Annotated in this window: 11 protein-coding genes; 2 read left to right on the top strand and 9 right to left on the bottom strand. The window is 35.1% G+C overall.

Annotated features, from left to right (window positions below; genetic code table 11):
* Window positions 1-212: 212 nt before the first annotated feature.
* From EPK97_RS14085 to EPK97_RS14060, 6 genes are all read right to left on the bottom strand, one after another.
* On the bottom strand, window positions 213-1,034 hold the full coding sequence (locus EPK97_RS14085; protein ID WP_162037251.1) for a carbohydrate ABC transporter permease: 822 nt from the start codon (window positions 1,032-1,034) through the stop codon (window positions 213-215).
* Between the two features lie 17 nt (window positions 1,035-1,051).
* Window positions 1,052-1,978 carry a carbohydrate ABC transporter permease gene (locus EPK97_RS14080; RefSeq protein WP_162037250.1) on the bottom strand — a complete coding sequence of 309 codons (927 nt, stop codon included), beginning with the start codon at window positions 1,976-1,978 and terminating at the stop codon, window positions 1,052-1,054.
* A 276-nt stretch (window positions 1,979-2,254) separates the two neighbouring features.
* Complete coding sequence (locus tag EPK97_RS14075) at window positions 2,255-3,586, bottom strand: ABC transporter substrate-binding protein (RefSeq protein WP_162037249.1); 1,332 nt, start codon at window positions 3,584-3,586, stop codon at window positions 2,255-2,257.
* Between the two features lie 264 nt (window positions 3,587-3,850).
* The gene (locus EPK97_RS14070; RefSeq protein ID WP_162037248.1) at window positions 3,851-4,672 is read right to left on the bottom strand and encodes a carbohydrate ABC transporter permease; all 822 of its coding nucleotides are present in this window, start codon (window positions 4,670-4,672) and stop codon (window positions 3,851-3,853) included.
* 15 nt (window positions 4,673-4,687) lie between these two features.
* Window positions 4,688-5,617, bottom strand: coding sequence for a carbohydrate ABC transporter permease (locus EPK97_RS14065; RefSeq protein ID WP_240903825.1), 930 nt, complete (start codon window positions 5,615-5,617; stop codon window positions 4,688-4,690).
* Window positions 5,618-5,728: 111 nt separating this feature from the next.
* A complete protein-coding gene (locus EPK97_RS14060) occupies window positions 5,729-7,042 on the bottom strand; it encodes an ABC transporter substrate-binding protein (protein ID WP_162037247.1) in 1,314 nt (437 codons plus the stop codon).
* A gap of 440 nt (window positions 7,043-7,482) precedes the next feature.
* Here EPK97_RS14060 and EPK97_RS14055 point away from each other — a divergent pair, with 440 nt between their 5' ends.
* Window positions 7,483-10,227, top strand: coding sequence for a GH36-type glycosyl hydrolase domain-containing protein (locus EPK97_RS14055; RefSeq protein WP_162037246.1), 2,745 nt, complete (start codon window positions 7,483-7,485; stop codon window positions 10,225-10,227).
* Window positions 10,228-10,254: 27 nt separating this feature from the next.
* Window positions 10,255-11,151, top strand: a complete 897-nt coding sequence (locus EPK97_RS14050) for a hypothetical protein (protein WP_162037245.1) — start codon at window positions 10,255-10,257, stop codon at window positions 11,149-11,151.
* Window positions 11,152-11,304: 153 nt separating this feature from the next.
* Here the strand turns inward: EPK97_RS14050 and EPK97_RS14045 are convergent, their stop codons facing one another.
* The 3 genes from EPK97_RS14045 to EPK97_RS14035 all read right to left on the bottom strand — a co-directional run bounded on the left by EPK97_RS14045 (window position 11,305) and on the right by EPK97_RS14035 (window position 19,543).
* Entirely contained in the window at window positions 11,305-12,171 is an 867-nt protein-coding gene (locus tag EPK97_RS14045) for an NAD-dependent epimerase/dehydratase family protein (RefSeq protein WP_162037244.1), read from the bottom strand.
* Window positions 12,172-12,420: 249 nt separating this feature from the next.
* Window positions 12,421-16,512 carry a carbohydrate binding domain-containing protein gene (locus tag EPK97_RS14040; RefSeq protein WP_162037243.1) on the bottom strand — a complete coding sequence of 1,364 codons (4,092 nt, stop codon included), beginning with the start codon at window positions 16,510-16,512 and terminating at the stop codon, window positions 12,421-12,423.
* A gap of 454 nt (window positions 16,513-16,966) precedes the next feature.
* On the bottom strand, window positions 16,967-19,543 hold the full coding sequence (locus EPK97_RS14035) for a carbohydrate binding domain-containing protein (RefSeq protein ID WP_162037242.1): 2,577 nt from the start codon (window positions 19,541-19,543) through the stop codon (window positions 16,967-16,969).
* Window positions 19,544-19,551 lie beyond the last annotated feature (8 nt).

Genomic DNA, 19,551 nt, shown 5'->3' with positions numbered 1-19,551 from the left:
AACTAACATTATTATATCATCTATAAGAAAAATATGTCCATGGAGAGACAGTTTGCTTTGAATAGTATAAAAGTACTAATCTGCATGAATCTATAACAAAAGCTCCTATCGGAGAGGTAGTTATAAGAAAAAACCTTAACTGCAAATCGCAGTTAAGATCCAAGGGATATTTACCTCAATAAATATAAAATGTTCACAAACCTATACTTGCTCTAGCCTTTAACGGAACCCTCTGTTAATCCTGAAATAAACTGTCTGCTAAATGGAATGAAAATTGCAAGAAGTGGAAGAGTCGTAATAAATGCGCCTGTTACGATTAATGCTGTATCACGGTTATATGCATTCTGTAATCCACGAACCGCTAGCTGTAATGTTTGAACAGATTGATCTTTAAGTACAATAGATGGCCATACAAAATCATTCCAAATCGCCATAAATGTAATGATAGCTAGTGTAGCCAAACCTGGTTTAAGAATAGGTAAAACAATTCGGTAATACGTTTGGAAGTTTCTAGCTCCATCCATTTTAGCTGATTCAATTAGCTCTGGATGTATAGCGGTTTCAATAAACTGCTTCATTAAAAATACACCAAAGGCTCCAACTAAAAATGGGATGACAACAGCATATAAACTATTGATCCAATCAAATTTACTTACGATGATGTAGAGTGGAATCGGACTAGCAGGTGGTAATAATAAAGTACTTACAATTAACATAAAAACAAAATTTCTCCCTTTAAATTGCAATCTGGCAAGAGCAAAAGCCGCAAGCGAACAGAAAAATAATTGGGATATAGTAATTGTCCCTGCAACAATTAAAGTGTTAAAAAGAGCAGTAATAAAATCTGCGTTTTCCCAAGCATTTTGAAGGTTTGCAAAAAATTGATCACCAGGAATAATTTTAGGTGGGAACTTATTGGCTGCCGCAGTCGTATTTGTGCTAATGACAAACATCCAATAAAACGGAAATACTGATATTATTGATGATATAATTAGAAACAAATATGATATAAAACGTCCTGCTCTGTTTTTCATGATCCCTCACATCCCTTCTAATCCTTAATGACTTTCGTAGTAATGAACCAATTTAACAATGCAAACATAACGATAATGACAAACATCACCCAAGATATGGCTGCAGAATATCCAACATTGTATTTGGTTCCAAATGCAGTTTCATATAAGTATAAAAACATTGTTAAACCTTGATTTGCAGAACCACCTCTTATGTCTAAGAAAACCAATGGTTCGATAAATAATGACATGCCACCTATAGAAGACATGATGATCGTAAAGAGAATAATAGGACGAAGCTGTGGAATTGTGATATAGAAAAACTGCTGGACTTTATTTGCCCCATCTATTGTTGCTGCTTCATATAAATCCTTACCGATTGTTTGTAATCCTGCCATATAAATGATCGTATTATAACCGATCCATCTCCAGTTCACCATTGTAGCTATAGCAAAATGAGCTAAAAATCTATTATTTTTCCAATCTAATCCTTCGGTACCTAATATAAAGTTAATTAAACCAAAATCTCTTGAAAATAAAGAATTAAAAATAATCGTTACAGCTAAAATTGATGTGATAAATGGCATAAAGATAGCCATTCGAAACAAATCCTTCATCTTCACAAAAGCTTGGTTTAATACATAAGCGAGTACTAATGCGATAAATAACTGAGGTATAGTAGAGATAATCCAAATGGAAAAAGTATTTACAACTGATTTTATAAATGTTGGATCATCCGTTAATAACCAGATATAGTTTTGTAAACCGATAAACTCAGGCTCAGCACCAAATAATTTCCAACTAAATAAAGAGATATATAAGTTATAAAAAATCGGGAATATTCCAAACGATAAAAATAAAATAAAAAAAGGAGCTACATATAAATAACCTGATAGTGCATCCTTTTTTGCTTGCGAACCGTATTTAAATTTGGGTTTTTTACTTTGTTTTGTATGCGCTTCCATTGGAAATCCTCCTTCCATATAGTTAAGTAATCTTATCCTATTAATATTGTGTGCTCCAGTCTGTATGTACAATCAGCTTGTGAATAGGCTATTCCATAATTTTATATACCGGTGACTTCTCATATTTTTGTATATCTTACTATATAATCTGAATATTCAGTAATTTCACTAGATAGGAAGTGCCTAAATGGGAATTATCTCCTCTTGATTATAAGCGCTGATCATAAAATTGATCAGCGCGTCTAAATTTATTAATTATGTTATTTTATACTCATATTATCTTAGTTCTCGACTCACACGTTCAATAGCCGCATCCCACTCTGCTTGTGGATCTGCATCATTGTTTTCAACGTTGTTAATTGCATCTTTAATTGCAGTATTCACTGTCTGATGATCAGGACCAAAGTAAACAGGAACAACTTTTAAAGCAGCTTCCGCATAAATTTTTCCTACTGAAGCACCTTGGAAATATTCATCTGTCCAATCTTGTATTTCCGGTTTGTCATAAATTGAAGGTGTAGAAGGGAAGTTACCCGTTGCTTTAAAGATTTCATATTGATGGTCAACACTTAACAACCACTCGATAAAGGCATATGCTTCTTCTGGATGTTCAGATGCCGCTGGGATCGTTAAGAAAGATCCACCCCAGTTACCTGACGCAACTGGCATTTGAGCAATGTTCCAGTTACCTGAACCGTCTGGTGCAGTACTCTTCATGAAGTTCATCATCCAAGCTGGCGCCATCAATGTAGCAAATCCACCATCATTAATTCCAGCGTTCCATTCTGGAGACCATTGTCCCACTTTCGCAGTAATTCCTGCTGCTACCATTGCTGTAGCTCTGTCGTATGCTTCTTTAACACCCACATTAGATTCTAATAATAATTCGTTATTCTCATCAAAATAAACTTCCGTTAATTGACCTACCATTGTGTCATAAATTGTACCGCCTGAGTCCGTCATTGGTTTTCCAGTTTTTTCAACAACTGTTTTACCAACTTCAACAAATTCATCCCAGTTTGTAATTAAAGCAGAAACTTCATCTGGTTCTGTAGGAAGACCTGCTGCTTCAAAGATATCTGTACGGTAAGCCATTGCCATTGGACCAATATCTGTTGGTAATCCAAATAGGAAAGAACCGTCAGCATTTTCTGATTGTTTGATTTTCCAATCCAAGTAATCACCAGTAACATCTTTCGCACCTAAATCATATAGGTTTGTAAAGTTACCTTGGTCACCTTTAAAAGTTTCTAAGAAACCGATTTCCACAAAAGCAATGTCTGGAATACCAGATCCTGCTGCTAATGCAGTTACCAATCCGTTATGATGATCATTAAACTCAACTTCTTGATAGTTGATTGTAACATTAGGGTTTTCTGATTCATATTGCTTAACTAATACATCCAAACCAGTGTTAGGAATGTTTTGGAATGTAAGTTCTACTACTTCATCAGAAGGTGTCTCAGTTGCTGGAGTTTCATCACCTGCTGGTTTTTCATCAGCTGGTTTGTCACTTGTAGATTCTCCATCTTCATCAGTTGAACAAGCTGCTAATGCAAATGAAAATAAAAGCATCAGACTCATTAAAATTAGACCAAATTTTTTCATTTGAAATTCCCCCTTTTTTTTGAACAATATATACGCCCTATTAAAATTATAATGGAAGCGATTTCACATTGGTATGCGGTAATTCTCATATTTTTTGTATATATCTCATATGTTTGAATATTCAGTTTATTAATAGGTTGAAATTGTGTTCATTATAGAAATTATAGGTTTCAAAAACAAAAAAACCTTGATTACAATAATCAAGGTCCAAATCAAAGTTTAGGTAAATACCTCTAAGTATTAAATATGTTCACAAACAATGTATTACCCCTTTACAGATCCTTCAGCTAAACCAGCAATAAATTGTCGACTAAATGGAATAAAGATTGCAAGTAATGGTAATGTAGTAATAAATGCACCTGTTACGATTAATGCTGTATCACGGTTATATGCATTCTGTAATCCCCGAACAGCCAACTGTAATGTTTGAACAGATTGCTCTTTAAGTACAATAGACGGCCATACGAAGTCATTCCAAACCCCCATAAATGTAATGATAGCTAGTGTTGCTAATCCAGGTTTGAGAATTGGTAACACAATTTGGTAATACGTTTGAAAGTTTCTAGCACCGTCCATTTTTGCTGATTCAATTAACTCCGGATGTATAGAGGATTCTATGAACTGCTTCATTAAAAATACTCCGAAGGCTCCAACTAAAAATGGGATAATAACAGCATATAAACTATTGATCCAATCAAATTTACTTACAATCATGTAAAGTGGGATCGGACTTGCTGGAGGTAATAACATCGTACTTACAATTAATAAGAATATTAACTTTCGTCCTTTAAACTCCAACCTAGCTAACGCAAAAGCTGCAAGTGAACAGAAAAATAACTGGGATACAGTGATTGTCCCTGCAACAATTAAAGTGTTAAAAAGAGCAGTAACAAAATCTGCGTTTTGCCAAGCATTTTGAATATTCTCAAAAAATTGATTACCTGGAATGATCTTTGGTGGAAACTTATTGGCTGCCGCAGTCGAATTTGTGCTTATAACAAACATCCAATAAAACGGAAATACTGAAACTAAAGATGAGATAATTAAAAATATATAAGATATAAAACGTCCTGTTCTGTTTTTCATGACCTCTCATCCCTTCTAATCCTTAATAACTTTCGTAGTAACAAACCAATTTAACAATGCAAACAATACGACAATGACAAACATCACCCAAGATATGGCTGCGGAATATCCAACATTATATTTAGTTCCAAATGCAGTTTCATATAAGTATAGGAACATCGTCAAACCTTGATTTGCAGAACCACCTCTTATGTCTAAGAACACCAATGGTTCGATAAATAATGACATGCCACCTATAGAAGACATGATGATCGTAAACAGAATAATTGGACGAAGTTGTGGGATCGTAATATAGAAAAACTGTTGAATTTTATTTGCCCCATCTATTGTTGCTGCTTCATATAAATCCTTACCGATTGTTTGTAATCCTGCCATGTAAATGATCGTATTATAACCAATCCATCTCCAATTCACCATCGTAGCAATCGCTACATGAGTTAAGAATCGATTATTATTTTCCCAATCTAATCCTTCGGTACCTAATATAAAGTTAATTAAACCAAAATCTCTTGAAAATAAAGAATTAAAAATAATCGTTACAGCTAAAATTGATGTGATAAATGGCATAAAAATGGCCATTCGAAACATATCCTTCATTTTCACAAAACCTTGGTTTAATACATAAGCAAGCACTAATGCGATGAATAATTGAGGTATAGTAGAAATAATCCAAATGGAAAAAGTATTCACTACTGATTTTATAAATGTTGGATCATCCGTTAATAACCAGATATAGTTTTGTAAACCGATAAACTCAGGCTCAGCACCAAATAATTTCCAACTAAATAAGGAGATATATAAGTTATAAAAAATTGGAAATATACCGAACGTTAAAAATAAAATAAAAAAAGGAGCTACATATAAATAACCTGATAATGCATCTTTACTTGCTTGTGAACCATATTTAAAACGAGGTTTTTTATCTGATTTTGCACTCATTGCCATACGACCTCCTCCTACCAAAAAATATGGAAATAAATCCTATCCAGATTATACGCGCGCTGATCATAACTGATCAGCGCGCATATTTTATTTATAAGATTTTATAAATATTTATTATCTTAATTCACGACTTACTCTTTCAATAGCCGCATCCCACTCTGCTTGTGCATCCGCATCATTGTTTTCAACGTTGTTAATTGCATCTTTTACTGCAGTGTTCACTGTTGTATGATTAGGACCAAAGTAAACAGGAACAACTTTTAAAGCAGCTTCAGCATAAATTTTTCCTACTGGAGCACCTTGGAAGTATTCATCTGTCCAATCTTGCATTTCTGGTTTGTCATAAATTCCAGGTGTAGATGGGAAGTTACCCGTTTCTTTAAAGATTTCATATTGATTATCTACACTTAACAACCACTCGATAAAGGCATATGCTTCTTCTGGATGTTCAGATGCCGCTGGGATCGTTAAGAAAGATCCACCCCAGTTACCTGACGCAACTGGCATTTGAGCGATGTTCCAGTTACCTGAACCGTCTGGTGCAGTACTCTTCATATAGTTCATCATCCAAGCTGGTGCCATTAATGTAGCAAATCCACCATCATTAATTCCAGCGTTCCATTCTGGAGACCATTGTCCCACTTTCGCAGTAATTCCTGCTTCTACCATTGCTGTAGCTCTGTCGTATGCTTCTTTAACACCCGCGTTAGATTCTAATAATAATTCGTTGTTCTCATCAAAATAAACTTCCGTTAATTGACCTACCATTGTGTCATAAATTGTACCGCCTGAATCCGTCATTGGTTTTCCAGTTTTTTCGGCAACTGTTTTACCAACTTCAAGAAATTCATCCCAGTTTGTAATTAAAGCAGAAACTTCATCTGGTTCTGTAGGAAGACCTGCTGCTTCAAAGATATCTGTACGGTAAGCCATTGCCATTGGACCAATATCTGTTGGTAATCCAAATAGGAAAGAGCCGTCAGCATTTTCTGATTGTTTGATTTTCCAATCCAAGTAATCACCAGTAACATCTTTCGCACCTAAATCATATAGGTTTGTAAAGTTACCTTCGTCACCTTTAAAAGTTTCTAAGAAACCGATTTCCACAAAAGCAATGTCTGGAATACCAGATCCTGCTGCTAATGCAGTTACCAATCCGTTATGATGATCGTTAAACTCAACTTCTTGATAGTTGATTGTAACATTAGGGTTTTCTGATTCATATTGCTTAACTAATACATCCAAACCAGTGTTAGGAATGTTTTGGAAAGTAAGTTCTACTACTTCATCTGAAGGAGCTTCAGTACCTGGAGTTTCTTCAGATGGCTCGTCTGATGGCTCTGTAGTATCGCCTTCAGTAGAACAAGCTGCTAATGCAAACGAAAATAAAAGCATTAGACTCATTAAAATTAGACTAAATTTTTTCATTTCAATATCCCCCTATTTTTAATCTTGAACGTGAAATACGTCCTACTAAAAGTATAGTGGATTCGATTTCACAATACTATGTGGTCATTCTTATATTTCTTGTATATTTTTCACCTCTATGTGAAAAATGTTCACAAAGATATAACTTGTCTTCGATTCATAGTATTGTATAAGTAAAGAAAATTATTCATGATCGACTAGTATAAATTTGTATAAATTTACAATGAATAGTTTTATCCATTAAACTTGTGAATTTGCACTAACTTTTCAGCATGAATTTCATTTAGTAGAGAATGACATATGGTGATTCTCATATTTTTGTTATATATTTCACATCTTATGAAAACTCTATGATTTAAAGCCATCTCAAATAGACTTTCTAAACTTAGTGTAGTAAATTGAATGTTAGTGAGATCAATTTGAAGAAAGGAATGACAACGATGAAAAATGAAAACAAATCATCAGGTTGGAAATTTATTAATGATGATAGTACTTTTTCAATAAGTAATCCACAAAAATCAAGCTATTTATATTTCCCTTTAGTAAACGAAGCCGGGATGATGTCGGCTATTACACCTACGTTACATGGTGATATAAAAACGAGCCAGAACACGTTTCTAATGGCACCCGTTTCATCAGAGGATTTGCATAATTCTCGTGCAGCGAGGAATTTTTGGGTTCATATAGAGGGCGAAGATATTTGGTCAGCTACAGGTAATTCCGCAAAGCAAATAAGCCTTAATTTTAAAGAAAAAGAGGAAGAAGAAGTTCATTTAGAGGCTGGATTGTTATGGCATAAAGTAACTCGTGAAAATAAAAAACTTGGTATCAAAGCAGAATGCACTAGTTTTGTACCTGCGAATAAAGATCAAGTTGAGCTTTTAAAAGTTAATTTATCAAATACAAGTGATCAAGATTTGACGGTAACACCAACAGCAGCTATTCCTCTTTATGCAAGGTCAGCTGATGATATTCGTGATCATCGCCATGTTACCTCTTTACTTCATCGAATTTACACTTCTAAATACGGAATAGAAGTGCAGCCTACACTTTCTTTTGATGAAAGAGGACATAAGATAAATCACGTGACTTATAGTGTTTTAGGTTCTGACGGTAATGGAGAAGCACCAACAGGTTTCTTCCCAGTTGTTGAAGACTTTATAGGTGAAGGTGGAAACCTAGACTGGCCTAAAGTCATTGTGAAAAATGAAGCACCACATACAAATGCAGGTGAAACAATTGAAGGATATGAAGCAATAGGAGCGTTAAAGTTTAATACAACAACATTAAAACCTGGAGAGTCCAAGTCCTACATTGTTGTACTCATGATTACGGACAATCGACCAAAGGATATAAGCGAAATTTCCAAAAAGTATTGTTCAGAAGAACAATTTGATCTTCTATTAGAACAAAATAAAATAGACTGGAAAGATAAACTTAACAATTTAAATTTTGAAACTAGTGATATCGATTTCAATCAATGGATGAAGTGGGTCACTTTACAACCTATTTTAAGAAGAATTTATGGATGTTCTTTCCTTCCACATCATGATTACGGAAAAGGTGGACGTGGATGGAGAGATTTATGGCAAGATTGTCTGGCACTTTTAATTATGGATGATCCTAAAAAAGTAAAAGAATTGTTGTTAAACAACTTTGCAGGGGTACGGATTGATGGAAGCAACGCTACCATTATTGGTTCAGAACCAGGTGAATTTGTAGCAGATCGAAACAATATATCTCGTGTCTGGATGGATCATGGAGCCTGGCCGTTTTTAACCACTATGTTATACATTCATCAGAGTGGAGATATTGAATTTTTGTTAGAAAATCAAACTTATTTTAAAGATACACAAATTAAACGTTCAAAGGATTTAGACTTACAATGGGACCCTGAGCAAGGAAACCAGCTCAAATCTGAAAATAGCGATATCTATGAAGGCACAATCTTTGAACATATGTTATTGCAGAATATTGTGCAATTTTACAATGTAGGACAACATAATAACATCAAACTTGAAGGTGCGGATTGGAATGATGCTTTTGACTTGGCACCTGATTTGGGTGAAAGTGTTGCATTCACAGCTCTTTATGCCAGTAATTTAAAAGAGATGAGCCAATTACTGTTATCTCTTCAAAAGAAAACAGGTACTGAGGAGTTACAGCTCACAAAGGAAATCATCATTTTATTGGATACGATCTCCAACCCTATCAACTATGATAATGTAGAAGAAAAACTAGAACGCTTAAATCAATACTTTGAAACTTGTAGTCATAAAATCAGCGGTGAAAAAACGTCTATCTGCATTAAAGATTTAGCAGCTGACTTAAACAGTAAAGCGGATTGGATGATCAACCACTTAAGACAGAATGAGTGGATTAAAAATGAAGAAGGTTTTGAATGGTTTAATGGCTATTACAATAACGATGCAGAACGAGTTGAAGGCGACCATACTAACGGAGTTCGCATGACACTAACTGGTCAAGTTTTCCCTGTAATGGGGGGCGTGGCTACTGATGATCAAGTAAAAAAAATATCTGAATCCGTTACGAATTACCTTAAAGATGAAAAAATCGGATATCGATTAAATTCACAATTTGGAGAGATTCAACAAAACATTGGACGAGGATTTGGTTTTGCTTTTGGTCATAAAGAAAATGGTGCCATGTTCAGTCATATGGCTGTAATGTACAGTAACGCAATGTACCAACGACAGTTTGGACATGAAGGTTATGATGTGATCAACTCCATTTATGAGTTAAGTAAAAACTTTGAACTTAGTCGTATTTACCCAGGTGTACCTGAATATATTAGTGAAAAAGGCAGAGGCATGTACCACTACTTAACAGGTTCTGCTAGCTGGTTATTATTAACTGTACTGACTGAGATGTTCGGAGTAAAAGGGAATCTAGGAGATTTATCTCTAGAGCCTAAACTACTAATAAATCAGTTTAATGATCAGAACGTAGCCTCTGTATTTTCCTATTTTGCAAACCGTCACTTAAACATTGTATACAAAAACGAGAACGGTTTAGACCATGGGGCTTATCAAATTCAATCCATTACATTAAATGGTGAAGAGATTACATTTGAAACGAAACAAAAAGCAGTGATTATTAGTCGTGAGTTCATAAACCAACTTCCAGAAAATGAAAACCACACCCTAGAAGTTGTTTTAGGTTGATATTTATTAATGAAAAGGAGCATTCATATGAGTCTGTCTAAACATGAATTCCTTAATCCTCCTTCATTCATTTTGCAAAATAATAAGTTAAAAGTGAATATTGCAAAACCGGGAGCCTTTCAAAAAGGCTCTCGATTTGATTGGACGGGTTATATAACACAAGTTACACTAAACAATAAACATACTTTTTGCGTACCAGAAACCTACATACCTGAAAGAGGAACAGAAGGACAAGGAATGTGTAACGAATTTGGGATATTTACACCTATAGGCTATGATGAATCCGCTGTAGGTGAACAGTTTCCAAAGTTAGGAATCGGAAACCTTACACGTACTGAAGAGGGTGAATATCAATTCCAGTCACCCTACCCAATATCTCCCTTTGACATTCAAGTCATTGAAGAAGAAAGTAAAATAATCTTTAAAGTATCGCCTATAAATAGTCAGGGGTATGCAGCAGCCATAGAAAAAACAATCGTATTAAACGACCAAAGTTTAACCATACATTACAACCTAAAAAACGTCGGAGAAAAATCGATTAAAACAGAAGAATATGTACATAATTTTATTGGAATCAATGAGCAGCCAATTGGTACCGGTTATAAATTGAGGCTACCTTATACACCACAAATAGAAGAGTTACCTGATATTATGACAATAAGTGATCACGAATTAAGTTGGAAAAACAAACCCAATGAACCTTTTTATTGGCGTCCAACAGGGTATAATGATACAGGCCATAAATGGGAGTTATTTCATGAGCCAAGCGGTGTAGGTATGAGAGAAATTAATGAATTCCCACCCGCAATGTTTGCGATTTGGGGTACTACTCATGTCGTTTCACCAGAAATATTCATTCATATTGATGTAAAACCAGGAGAAACCCAAACTTGGTTTCGTACTTTTGAATTTTTTGAAGCGTAAAGTGAGATACAAGGAAATAGGAATTCATAAACATCATGTATAAGGAAGAGGAAAATCATAGACTTTTTTAAGACTACGATTTTCCTCAATTTATATATTAATAGACTATTGGATTCATTACCAATTTTCACTAATGAAAAACTTCCCATCATACTACTCTTTCCAACTGTACTTTTGTTCCCATCCTAATACTTGTTTCAACTTTTTATTGGATAATAAGCTTTCACGGTCGTTAAATTCTGCTCGAATATCCTTTACATTAGGTAAAAATTTCTCAATCAGTTCTTTTGATGATATGTCAGAAGATGTATCATCTGCTGCAATAATTAATTCTTGAACTCCCAAATCATCCTTTTCAATGGATAATCGACATGCTGTCGCAACATCACGTGCATCGATATATGACCAAAGGATCAAAAGACGTTCTTCTGGTTTGTCAAACCTTTCTCTAAGCCAAATATAATCAGATGGCTCCAATATATTTCCTAAACGAAGAGAGATAACCTGCATACCTGTTCGTCTGTTAAAAGCTTGTGCAGTCAATTCATTCACGACCTTAGATAACCCATAGCTGTCTTCTGGGAGCTGCGGATGATTTTCATCTATTGGTAAATACTTCGGTTCAAAAAATTCACTTGCAAATACGATTCCATATGAAGATTCACTTGAAGCAAGCACTACCTTATCAATGCCTAAGTTAGCAGCCGCTTCCAATACATTATATGTATTCATTACATTATTTCTAAAAGTCACATCATTAGGATAAATAAAAGCTTGAGGAATAGCTGCAAAATGAACGATTCCTTTCACAGAAATGTGTTCTCTTGTATTATACTGAGCCAGTGCATTTTGAACTTCACCTAAGTTATTTAAATCGACAATAATCGTTTGACAAAGTTCATCCTCAGGTCTTTTCCAATCTAAATTCACAACATCATACCCATGTTCAACAAGGTCTTTTATAACCCACTTCCCTGCCTTGCCACTCCCACCTGTCACAATTATACGCTCTTTTGACACTGTAAAAACCTCCTGTATAGATCTAAATAAGACTTTCACTTTCTGATCTTTTGAAATAATTTCATTTTCATTTTATCCAAATTATATTGAAATTGCTAATGCTGCACATGATTTGCAACTAGATGAAAACCCTAACCTTTACACAAATAATCTGCAATTGATTAGGGTTATTCATCATTTGTTTATGTCTTACAATTATCACTTAGTGAAGGATCTTCAGCATTAACTGCTGATTCTTCATCTATATTTTCATTCACCTACAACAATACTGATATTATCCAAATATACGTCTCCTGTCACAGCTTCACCATCTATTGAACCTAATTCAAATACAATTTTCCCATTATCATAGGATTCTTCACTCATCGTGAATGTAAAAGAATAATTCTGATACTCCGTCCCTACTTCTACCTGTTGCATATCCACATATGGAACAAACCATGGGGCAGTCGTTAACTCTTTTCCAACATTAACATTTACCTTTTTCGCTGCATCTGCCTTGGCATCAAAACTAACTATATACGTTGAACCATTTACTAAGGTTAAACCATCTTGAAAAAGTTGTGGACTATAGGAAGCTGCTCCAACAGCATTTATTGAAATCACTAATTGCTCATCTGTTACATTCACATCTCCTTCAGCAAAACCAGCCCATTGATCTCCCCACCAGCTAAACCATGGCTCAACAAGGGTTTCAAAAGTACCATTTTGAATTAATTCGTCACCTGGGTTTTGATCATCTCCAATTGGATCGTCTGGGTCTTGGTCGCCTCCACCTGAAGAGTCTCCCCCGCCATTGAGTATACCTTGGACAATACTAACATTGTCTAAGCTGATCGTAGCAGGAATAGCTTCACCAGCTATATTACCTAATTCAAACACGATCTTCCCATTATTGTATGTGTCTTCATTCATTGTAAAAGTAAAACGATAATTCTCTTGATCAGTACTTAAATCAATGATCTGTGTATCAGCATATGGAATAAACCAAGGTGCTTCTGTTAGTTCTCTTCCAACATTCACATTCATTTGCCTTGCTTCACTTGAGCTTGCATCAAAGGAAACTGTATAGGTGTTCCCATTTTCTAAATACAAACCATTTTGAAAAACTTGTGGACTATAGGATTGATCACCCGTCTGCTCAATATCGATCACCATCTGTCCATCGGTTGCATTTATTTCTCCAACTGCATAACCAGCCCATTGATCTCCCCACCAAGCTTGCCATGGATCAATTGAAGAACTGAAGTGTCCATTTTGAATAATATCTCTTTTAATACTTACATTATCAAAATATACATCACCTGTAACTGCTTCACCATCAACTGGACCTAATTCAAATACGATCTTTCCATTATCATATGAAGCTTCGTTCATAGTAAATGTAAACTGATAAGTTTGTAATTCATCGTTTAATTGTACCTGTTGTGTATCAACATATGGAATAAACCAAGGTGCAGCATCCAAACCTCTACCCACATTTACGTTTATTTTTTTAGGTGAAGTAGATTTCGCATCAAAACTTACTGTATAGGTTTGCCCACTAATAAATTGTAATCCTTCTTGAACAACTTGTGGAATGAAAGCCTGTGCTCCTAAACTTTCAAGATGAACTTTAAGTAAACCATCCTCAATTGAGGTTTCACCTTCAGCATACCCATTCCATTGATCTCCCCACCAAGCAAAAGTTGGTTCTACAATGGAATCAAACGTACCATTTATAATAAGATCTTCACCTTGGCTCTGGCTTTCGGTTGATATCGTAAACCAATCCAAATTCACACCCGGTGAAGCAATTTGAAGCGTCTGTACACCTTCTTCTAAGTTAACCGTTTGACTTACTATACTCCAGTTATTCCATCCACCAGTGTTAGCAATATCCATGTTATATAGACCATCAGCTTCAGATTCTGTTATTTCATCATTAAATTCCAATTCACCGGTATATGCACTTCCCGTTTTTGTTAATAAAGTCAAACTTCCTGTGTCCACGTTTGAAGCAACAGAGTATGAAATCACATATTCCCCAGCTTCTTGGACGTCTATAGCGTATTGCAACCAATCTCCTTCATCAATAAAACCAATCGTTTGACCATCGTTTTCAGCGATCACGCCAAACATGCTTACATAGTCTTCCGCTTCAATTTGTGTATCTCCTGCAATGTCTTTTGGTGGAGAAATGGCTTTCATTGTTACATTATCTACAAAAACACCTGCATCATGATTTCCAAATAAAAACTGTAATAATGCATGTTCATCTGTAGGATTGTTCATTCTAAATACTTTCGAATACTCTTGTGTAGCTGTTGATAAATCTATGGATTCATTCATATAAATTTCAGTTTGATCCGCATCTGTTAATTGAATTTCAATTGACCTTTCTTCTACTGCTCGAGCGTCAAAAGAAACAATGTAACTTTGATTCTCTTCAATATTTAAATGGTTTTGACTTACAGCAATGGAATCAGGAGATGTACCTGCTTCATCAATAGATACATATAGTTCACGATAATAGATTTCACTATTTACTGAAGCCGAAGCTGTTGCAGAATCATCAGTTGTTAATTCCCAGAAACCTAATCGATTCGTACCTTGATCAAAAGTTCCATTATAAATATAGTTTCCATCTGATAGTACTTCTTTAGAAGCATTTGGATCCTTTTCAACTTTTTCCAAACGTACATTATCTATAAAAACGGGTAGTGTTGACGCTTGCCCCATGTTAAACTCAGCACGAGCATTTATATCTGTTGGTTGTACCATGTCAAAAATAAACTCAAAGTGCTGTGGTGTATCCGTTAACCCGATCGTAGCATCCTGCAAATAACGAGCAAAGTTATTATCTGGTCCAGATACGTTTACCATCATAGAACGATCTCCTAAAGACCAAGCATCAAAGGAATATTTATATCTTTCACCGTTTTCAATGGGTAGATTCGGTTGAACAAATTGTAAAGCCCAAAGTGCATCTCCTGCATTTGTAATCGTCGTATTTAATACACCATCAACAACTGAAACCTCACCTTCACCCCCAAATAAATCATCTGGATCAAAAGGTTGGAAATCCCAAAAAGCTAACTCTTCAGCAAAATTTCCGTTATAAATATAATTTCCATCCTCTAATGGTTCTCTTCCTTCTGAGTCATTATTAATATAAGGATTAGGTTCAGGTTTTTCACCCGCTTCTCTATATTCCCCATCTAATTCATATACACGAACATAATCAATTAAAAGTTGCTGAGGGAATACAGTCGTTTCATCTGGACTACCTGGCCAGTTTCCACCAACAGCTAAGTTCATTTGAATATAAAAATCTCTGTCATACGGTGCTGGATAAGTGAAACTGTCTGCTCCTTGTGGATCTTTAGAAAACCAATCATTTTGAGTAGAGAATAAAATCCCGTCGACATACCATCTCATTTCACCCGGTTCCCATTCTAATGTAAATGTATGATAATCATCTACAAAACTTTCCCCGCTTGGCAGTTGAAAATCCTGACCAGTATGAGTCCATGGCACCCCATAGTGAAGTGTTCCATAAACCGTATAAGGATCATGTCCTAAAAATTCCATAATATCGATTTCACCTGAGGAAGGCCAAATATCATAGATACCATAATCAGTAGGCATCATCCAAATCGCAGGCCATATCCCTTGTCCCTCTGGCATTTTCGCTCTAAACTCATACTTACCGTAAGTCCAATCACCTTTACCTTCAGTAGTTAACTTAGCAGAAGTATAATCATTTCCTCCAAAGTTTTCTTCATGTGCTTCAAGAATTAATAAACCATTTTCTACACGTGCATTCTCTTCACGGTTTGTGTAATTTTGAAGTTCATTATTTCCGTAACCTCCACCACCTTGGATGAAGTTCCATTTCGTTTCGTCTATTATTTGTCCATCAAAGTTATCTTCCCAAACAAGGTTCCATTTTTCTTTTTGAACTTTACCTTTTGTAAGTTCAAGTAATTTGAAATCTACGACTTTATTATTGTCATCAGCTAAATAAACACCAAGGTATTTATTAATTTCTGCATCCACACCTGAAATATCATCTAGTGCAGTATATGGGTTTTTGATAGAAAAGTCAGTAGGTACTTCATCCCCAGCATTGGGTGTTTCAATTGGTAAACTGGAAACTTGTACTGCCAAATGATGTACGCTTTCATCAATTTTCACATCTACTTCAGTTGAGCCATGTAACTGACCTTTAGAAGCTCTAGGATTAAAATTATTAGTTGCAGGTGCATCATTCCCATTTCCTTTCTTTTCAGCAAATACAATTTGGAAACTACTCAACACCATCATTAAAACTAGTAAAAGGGATAATAATTTCTTCAAATGAACTCTCTCCTTTAATATTAGAATAAGTGCATACTCATAGATTAAAATAACCTGTTTTACTACCTACTAAATTGGGAGACAACTATGAAATCTAAATAAATTCCCCTAGATAAGTATCACCCCTTTCAAAAAACTAAACTTATAAAAAATAAAAGTGATTTTGAATTTTATGAAATCGTTTTCATTTTACTTAGTTTGTTATTTAATAATGAAACTGAAGAATCTTTTATTAAAAATTTTATTAACTGAAAACGTTAACAAGAGAAGATAAAAAGTAAATAAGATGATTACATTACTCTTTAGTTTAGAAATACTTAATCGAGGAAGGAAGCTTATTCTCCCTCCCTCAATAATAAATCTGTTAACAAAAGGTTGTCAATAACTATTCCTTTATATGAAAAAATCCTGCAAATCTATTTACCTATTTTGACATTTAAGATTCATTCATTTTTCACTTTTCTTCCGCTATACTAAACCAGTGTAAATTGACGTTAGGAGCATAAATCTGAATCGTCTGAACTCCTGCATTTAAAGTAATCGTATCATTCATTGAACGGTAGGACTGCCATCCTCCTGTTTTTTCTACTTGAATGGATGTTTCGTGATCAGCTTCACTTTCCAACAATTCACCCGCATTCAAATTTTGAGTAAAAACACTACCTGACTTGGATAACATGGTTATTTGTCCATCATCTCGATCTGATGCAGCATAATAAGAAATTTTATAATTCCCTGTTTTTTTTACATCTATGATATACTGCATCCAGTCCCCTTCTTCAATAAAACCAACAGTTTCACCTTCAATGACAACTCCCACCATGTCATCATACTCTTTGGCTCTGATAACAATATGTTCTTCCAATAATGTTGGTGGTAATAGTTCTTTTAACAAAATATTATCTAAAAATACTGCACTTTTTTGACTTCCCAATAAAAACTGAAGCTGTGCGTGTGCATCTGTTTCATTTTCCATCTTAAATACAAAACTATTTGACTGAGTATCACTTAATATATCGAATGTTTTTGTAGCATGAATGTTTTTTTGTGTTTCATCCGTCATTTTAACACCAATCATTCCTTCTTCTTCTGCACGAGCGTCAAAGGAAAGATAATATGTTTTTCCTTTTTCCATGTTTAAATCAGTTTGAGTTAAACGTATGGATTCAAGTGAGTCTCCTGTCTCATTCACAGTAACTTCCAATTCTCTTTCTTCAAGTTCAATCCCTACACTCGCAGTTGCGTTTACTCCATTGTCACTTGTTAATTCCCAAAATGATAAACGGTGATCACCTTGATCAAATGTTCCATTATAAACATAGTTTCCTGTTGGAAGAATAGATTTCGTTTCATTAGGGTCCTTTTCCTTTTTAACAAGTTTGACATTATCTATCCATACAGGCAAAGTAGAGACCTGCCCCATATTAAATTCAACACGTGCATTCATATCGGAATCTTGAACCATATCAAACGTAAATTCAAAATGCTGCATATTTCCATCTAAAGAAACGTTCGTATCCTGAAAATAACGAGAGAAATTTCGATCAGGGCCAGAGACGTTCACCATCATTTGACGATTTCCAGATGATCTAGCATCAAACGAAAGGGTGTAACGTTCATTTTTTTCCATTGATATTTGAGTTTGGACTATTTGTATTGCCCAAGGTGCTTCTCCTTGTTTTTGAATCACTGTATTCAATTCACTTGCAACAACCGTCACTTCACCCTCACCACCAAATTGAGTTTTGGGTTCGTAAGGTTGGAATTCCCAATTTGATAAATCATCATCAAAAGAACCGTTATATACATAATTTCCGTCTTCTAATGGTCCTCTAACATCTCCTGTTGTTTGAGATTCATAAGGAGAAGGTTCAGGTCGAATACCTGCTTCTCTATATTCTCCGTCTAATTCATACACCCTTACATAATCAATTACAAATTGCTGCGGGAATACCGTCGTATGATCTGGATATCCAGGCCAGTCTCCACCAACAGCTAGGTTTAATTGTAAATAAAACTCTCTGTCGTATGGTGCTGGGTAAGTATAGTTTTCTGGATTGTTTGGATCTTTAGAGAACCAATCATTTTGCTTTGAAAAAAGAACCTCGTCTACATACCATCTGATTTCTCCTGGTTCCCACTCCATTGTGTAAGTATGGAAATCATCACTAAACTTCTTCTCACCAGGTAATTGATAAGATTCACCTGTATAAGTATGAGGAACACCGTAATGTAATGTACCATGAACAGTATAAGGATCATGTCCTACCAGTTCAAAAATATCAATTTCACCAGATGAAGGCCACACATTGTACACTTGATAATCCGTAGGCATCATCCAAATCGCAGGCCAAATCCCTTGCCCTTCAGGTGATTTCGCTCTAATTTCAAAACGACCGTACTTCCAGTCACCTTTTCCCTCTGTTGTTAACTTAGCAGAAGTATATTCTTCAGAACCGAAACTCTCCTCACGTGCTTCAATCATTAATTTACCATCTTCAATACGTGCGTTTTCTTGACGGTTTGTATAATGCTGTAATTCATGATTCCCATAACCTCCACCACCTTGGATGAAGTTCCACTTGCTATCATTAATTTCATCTTCCTCAAACTCATCTTCCCAAACTAAATTCCATTTTTCCGTCTGAACTTTTCCTTTTGATAACTTAATTTCCTTATAATCTATAATTTTGTTGTTTTCATCTGCTAGATAAACACCTAAATACTTATTGGTTTTCGCATCTACACCTGAAATATCAGCTCCTGGAAGGTATGGATTAGAAACAGTGCGATGAGTAGGCACTCCTTCCCCTAAATTAGGTTCAGAAAATGATTCGTTTGAAACCTTAACTGCTAAATGATGTATTGTTTCATCAAAGTCTACAGTTACAGCCGTCGTACCATGAATATTTCCTTTTGAAGCTTTTGGCTGAAATCCACTGTTATCATTTTTTTGATTAAAGTAGAAAACGATTCCAATAACAATGATGATAACGAATAAAGAAGTGATAACGATCCCTCGTTTTTTCAATGTGATCC

Origin of the sequence: Chengkuizengella sediminis (assembly GCF_010078385.1) — a bacterium.
GTDB classification, from domain to species: Bacteria; Bacillota; Bacilli; order Paenibacillales; family KCTC-33759; genus Chengkuizengella; species Chengkuizengella sediminis.
Note: the sequence above shows the minus strand (reverse complement) of the source record. Positions and strands in the feature narration are given on the sequence as shown.

Coding starts and splice junctions, on each gene's coding strand:
- EPK97_RS14075 (WP_162037249.1), bottom strand. CDS start 3,586: ATGAAAAAATTTGGTCTAATTTTAATGAGTCTGATGCTTTTATTTTCA.
- EPK97_RS14060 (WP_162037247.1), bottom strand. CDS start 7,042: ATGAAAAAATTTAGTCTAATTTTAATGAGTCTAATGCTTTTATTTTCG.
- EPK97_RS14080 (WP_162037250.1), bottom strand. CDS start 1,978: ATGGAAGCGCATACAAAACAAAGTAAAAAACCCAAATTTAAATACGGT.
- EPK97_RS14050 (WP_162037245.1), top strand. CDS start 10,255: ATGAGTCTGTCTAAACATGAATTCCTTAATCCTCCTTCATTCATTTTG.
- EPK97_RS14055 (WP_162037246.1), top strand. CDS start 7,483: ATGAAAAATGAAAACAAATCATCAGGTTGGAAATTTATTAATGATGAT.
- EPK97_RS14065 (WP_240903825.1), bottom strand. CDS start 5,617: ATGGCAATGAGTGCAAAATCAGATAAAAAACCTCGTTTTAAATATGGT.
- EPK97_RS14085 (WP_162037251.1), bottom strand. CDS start 1,034: ATGAAAAACAGAGCAGGACGTTTTATATCATATTTGTTTCTAATTATA.
- EPK97_RS14070 (WP_162037248.1), bottom strand. CDS start 4,672: ATGAAAAACAGAACAGGACGTTTTATATCTTATATATTTTTAATTATC.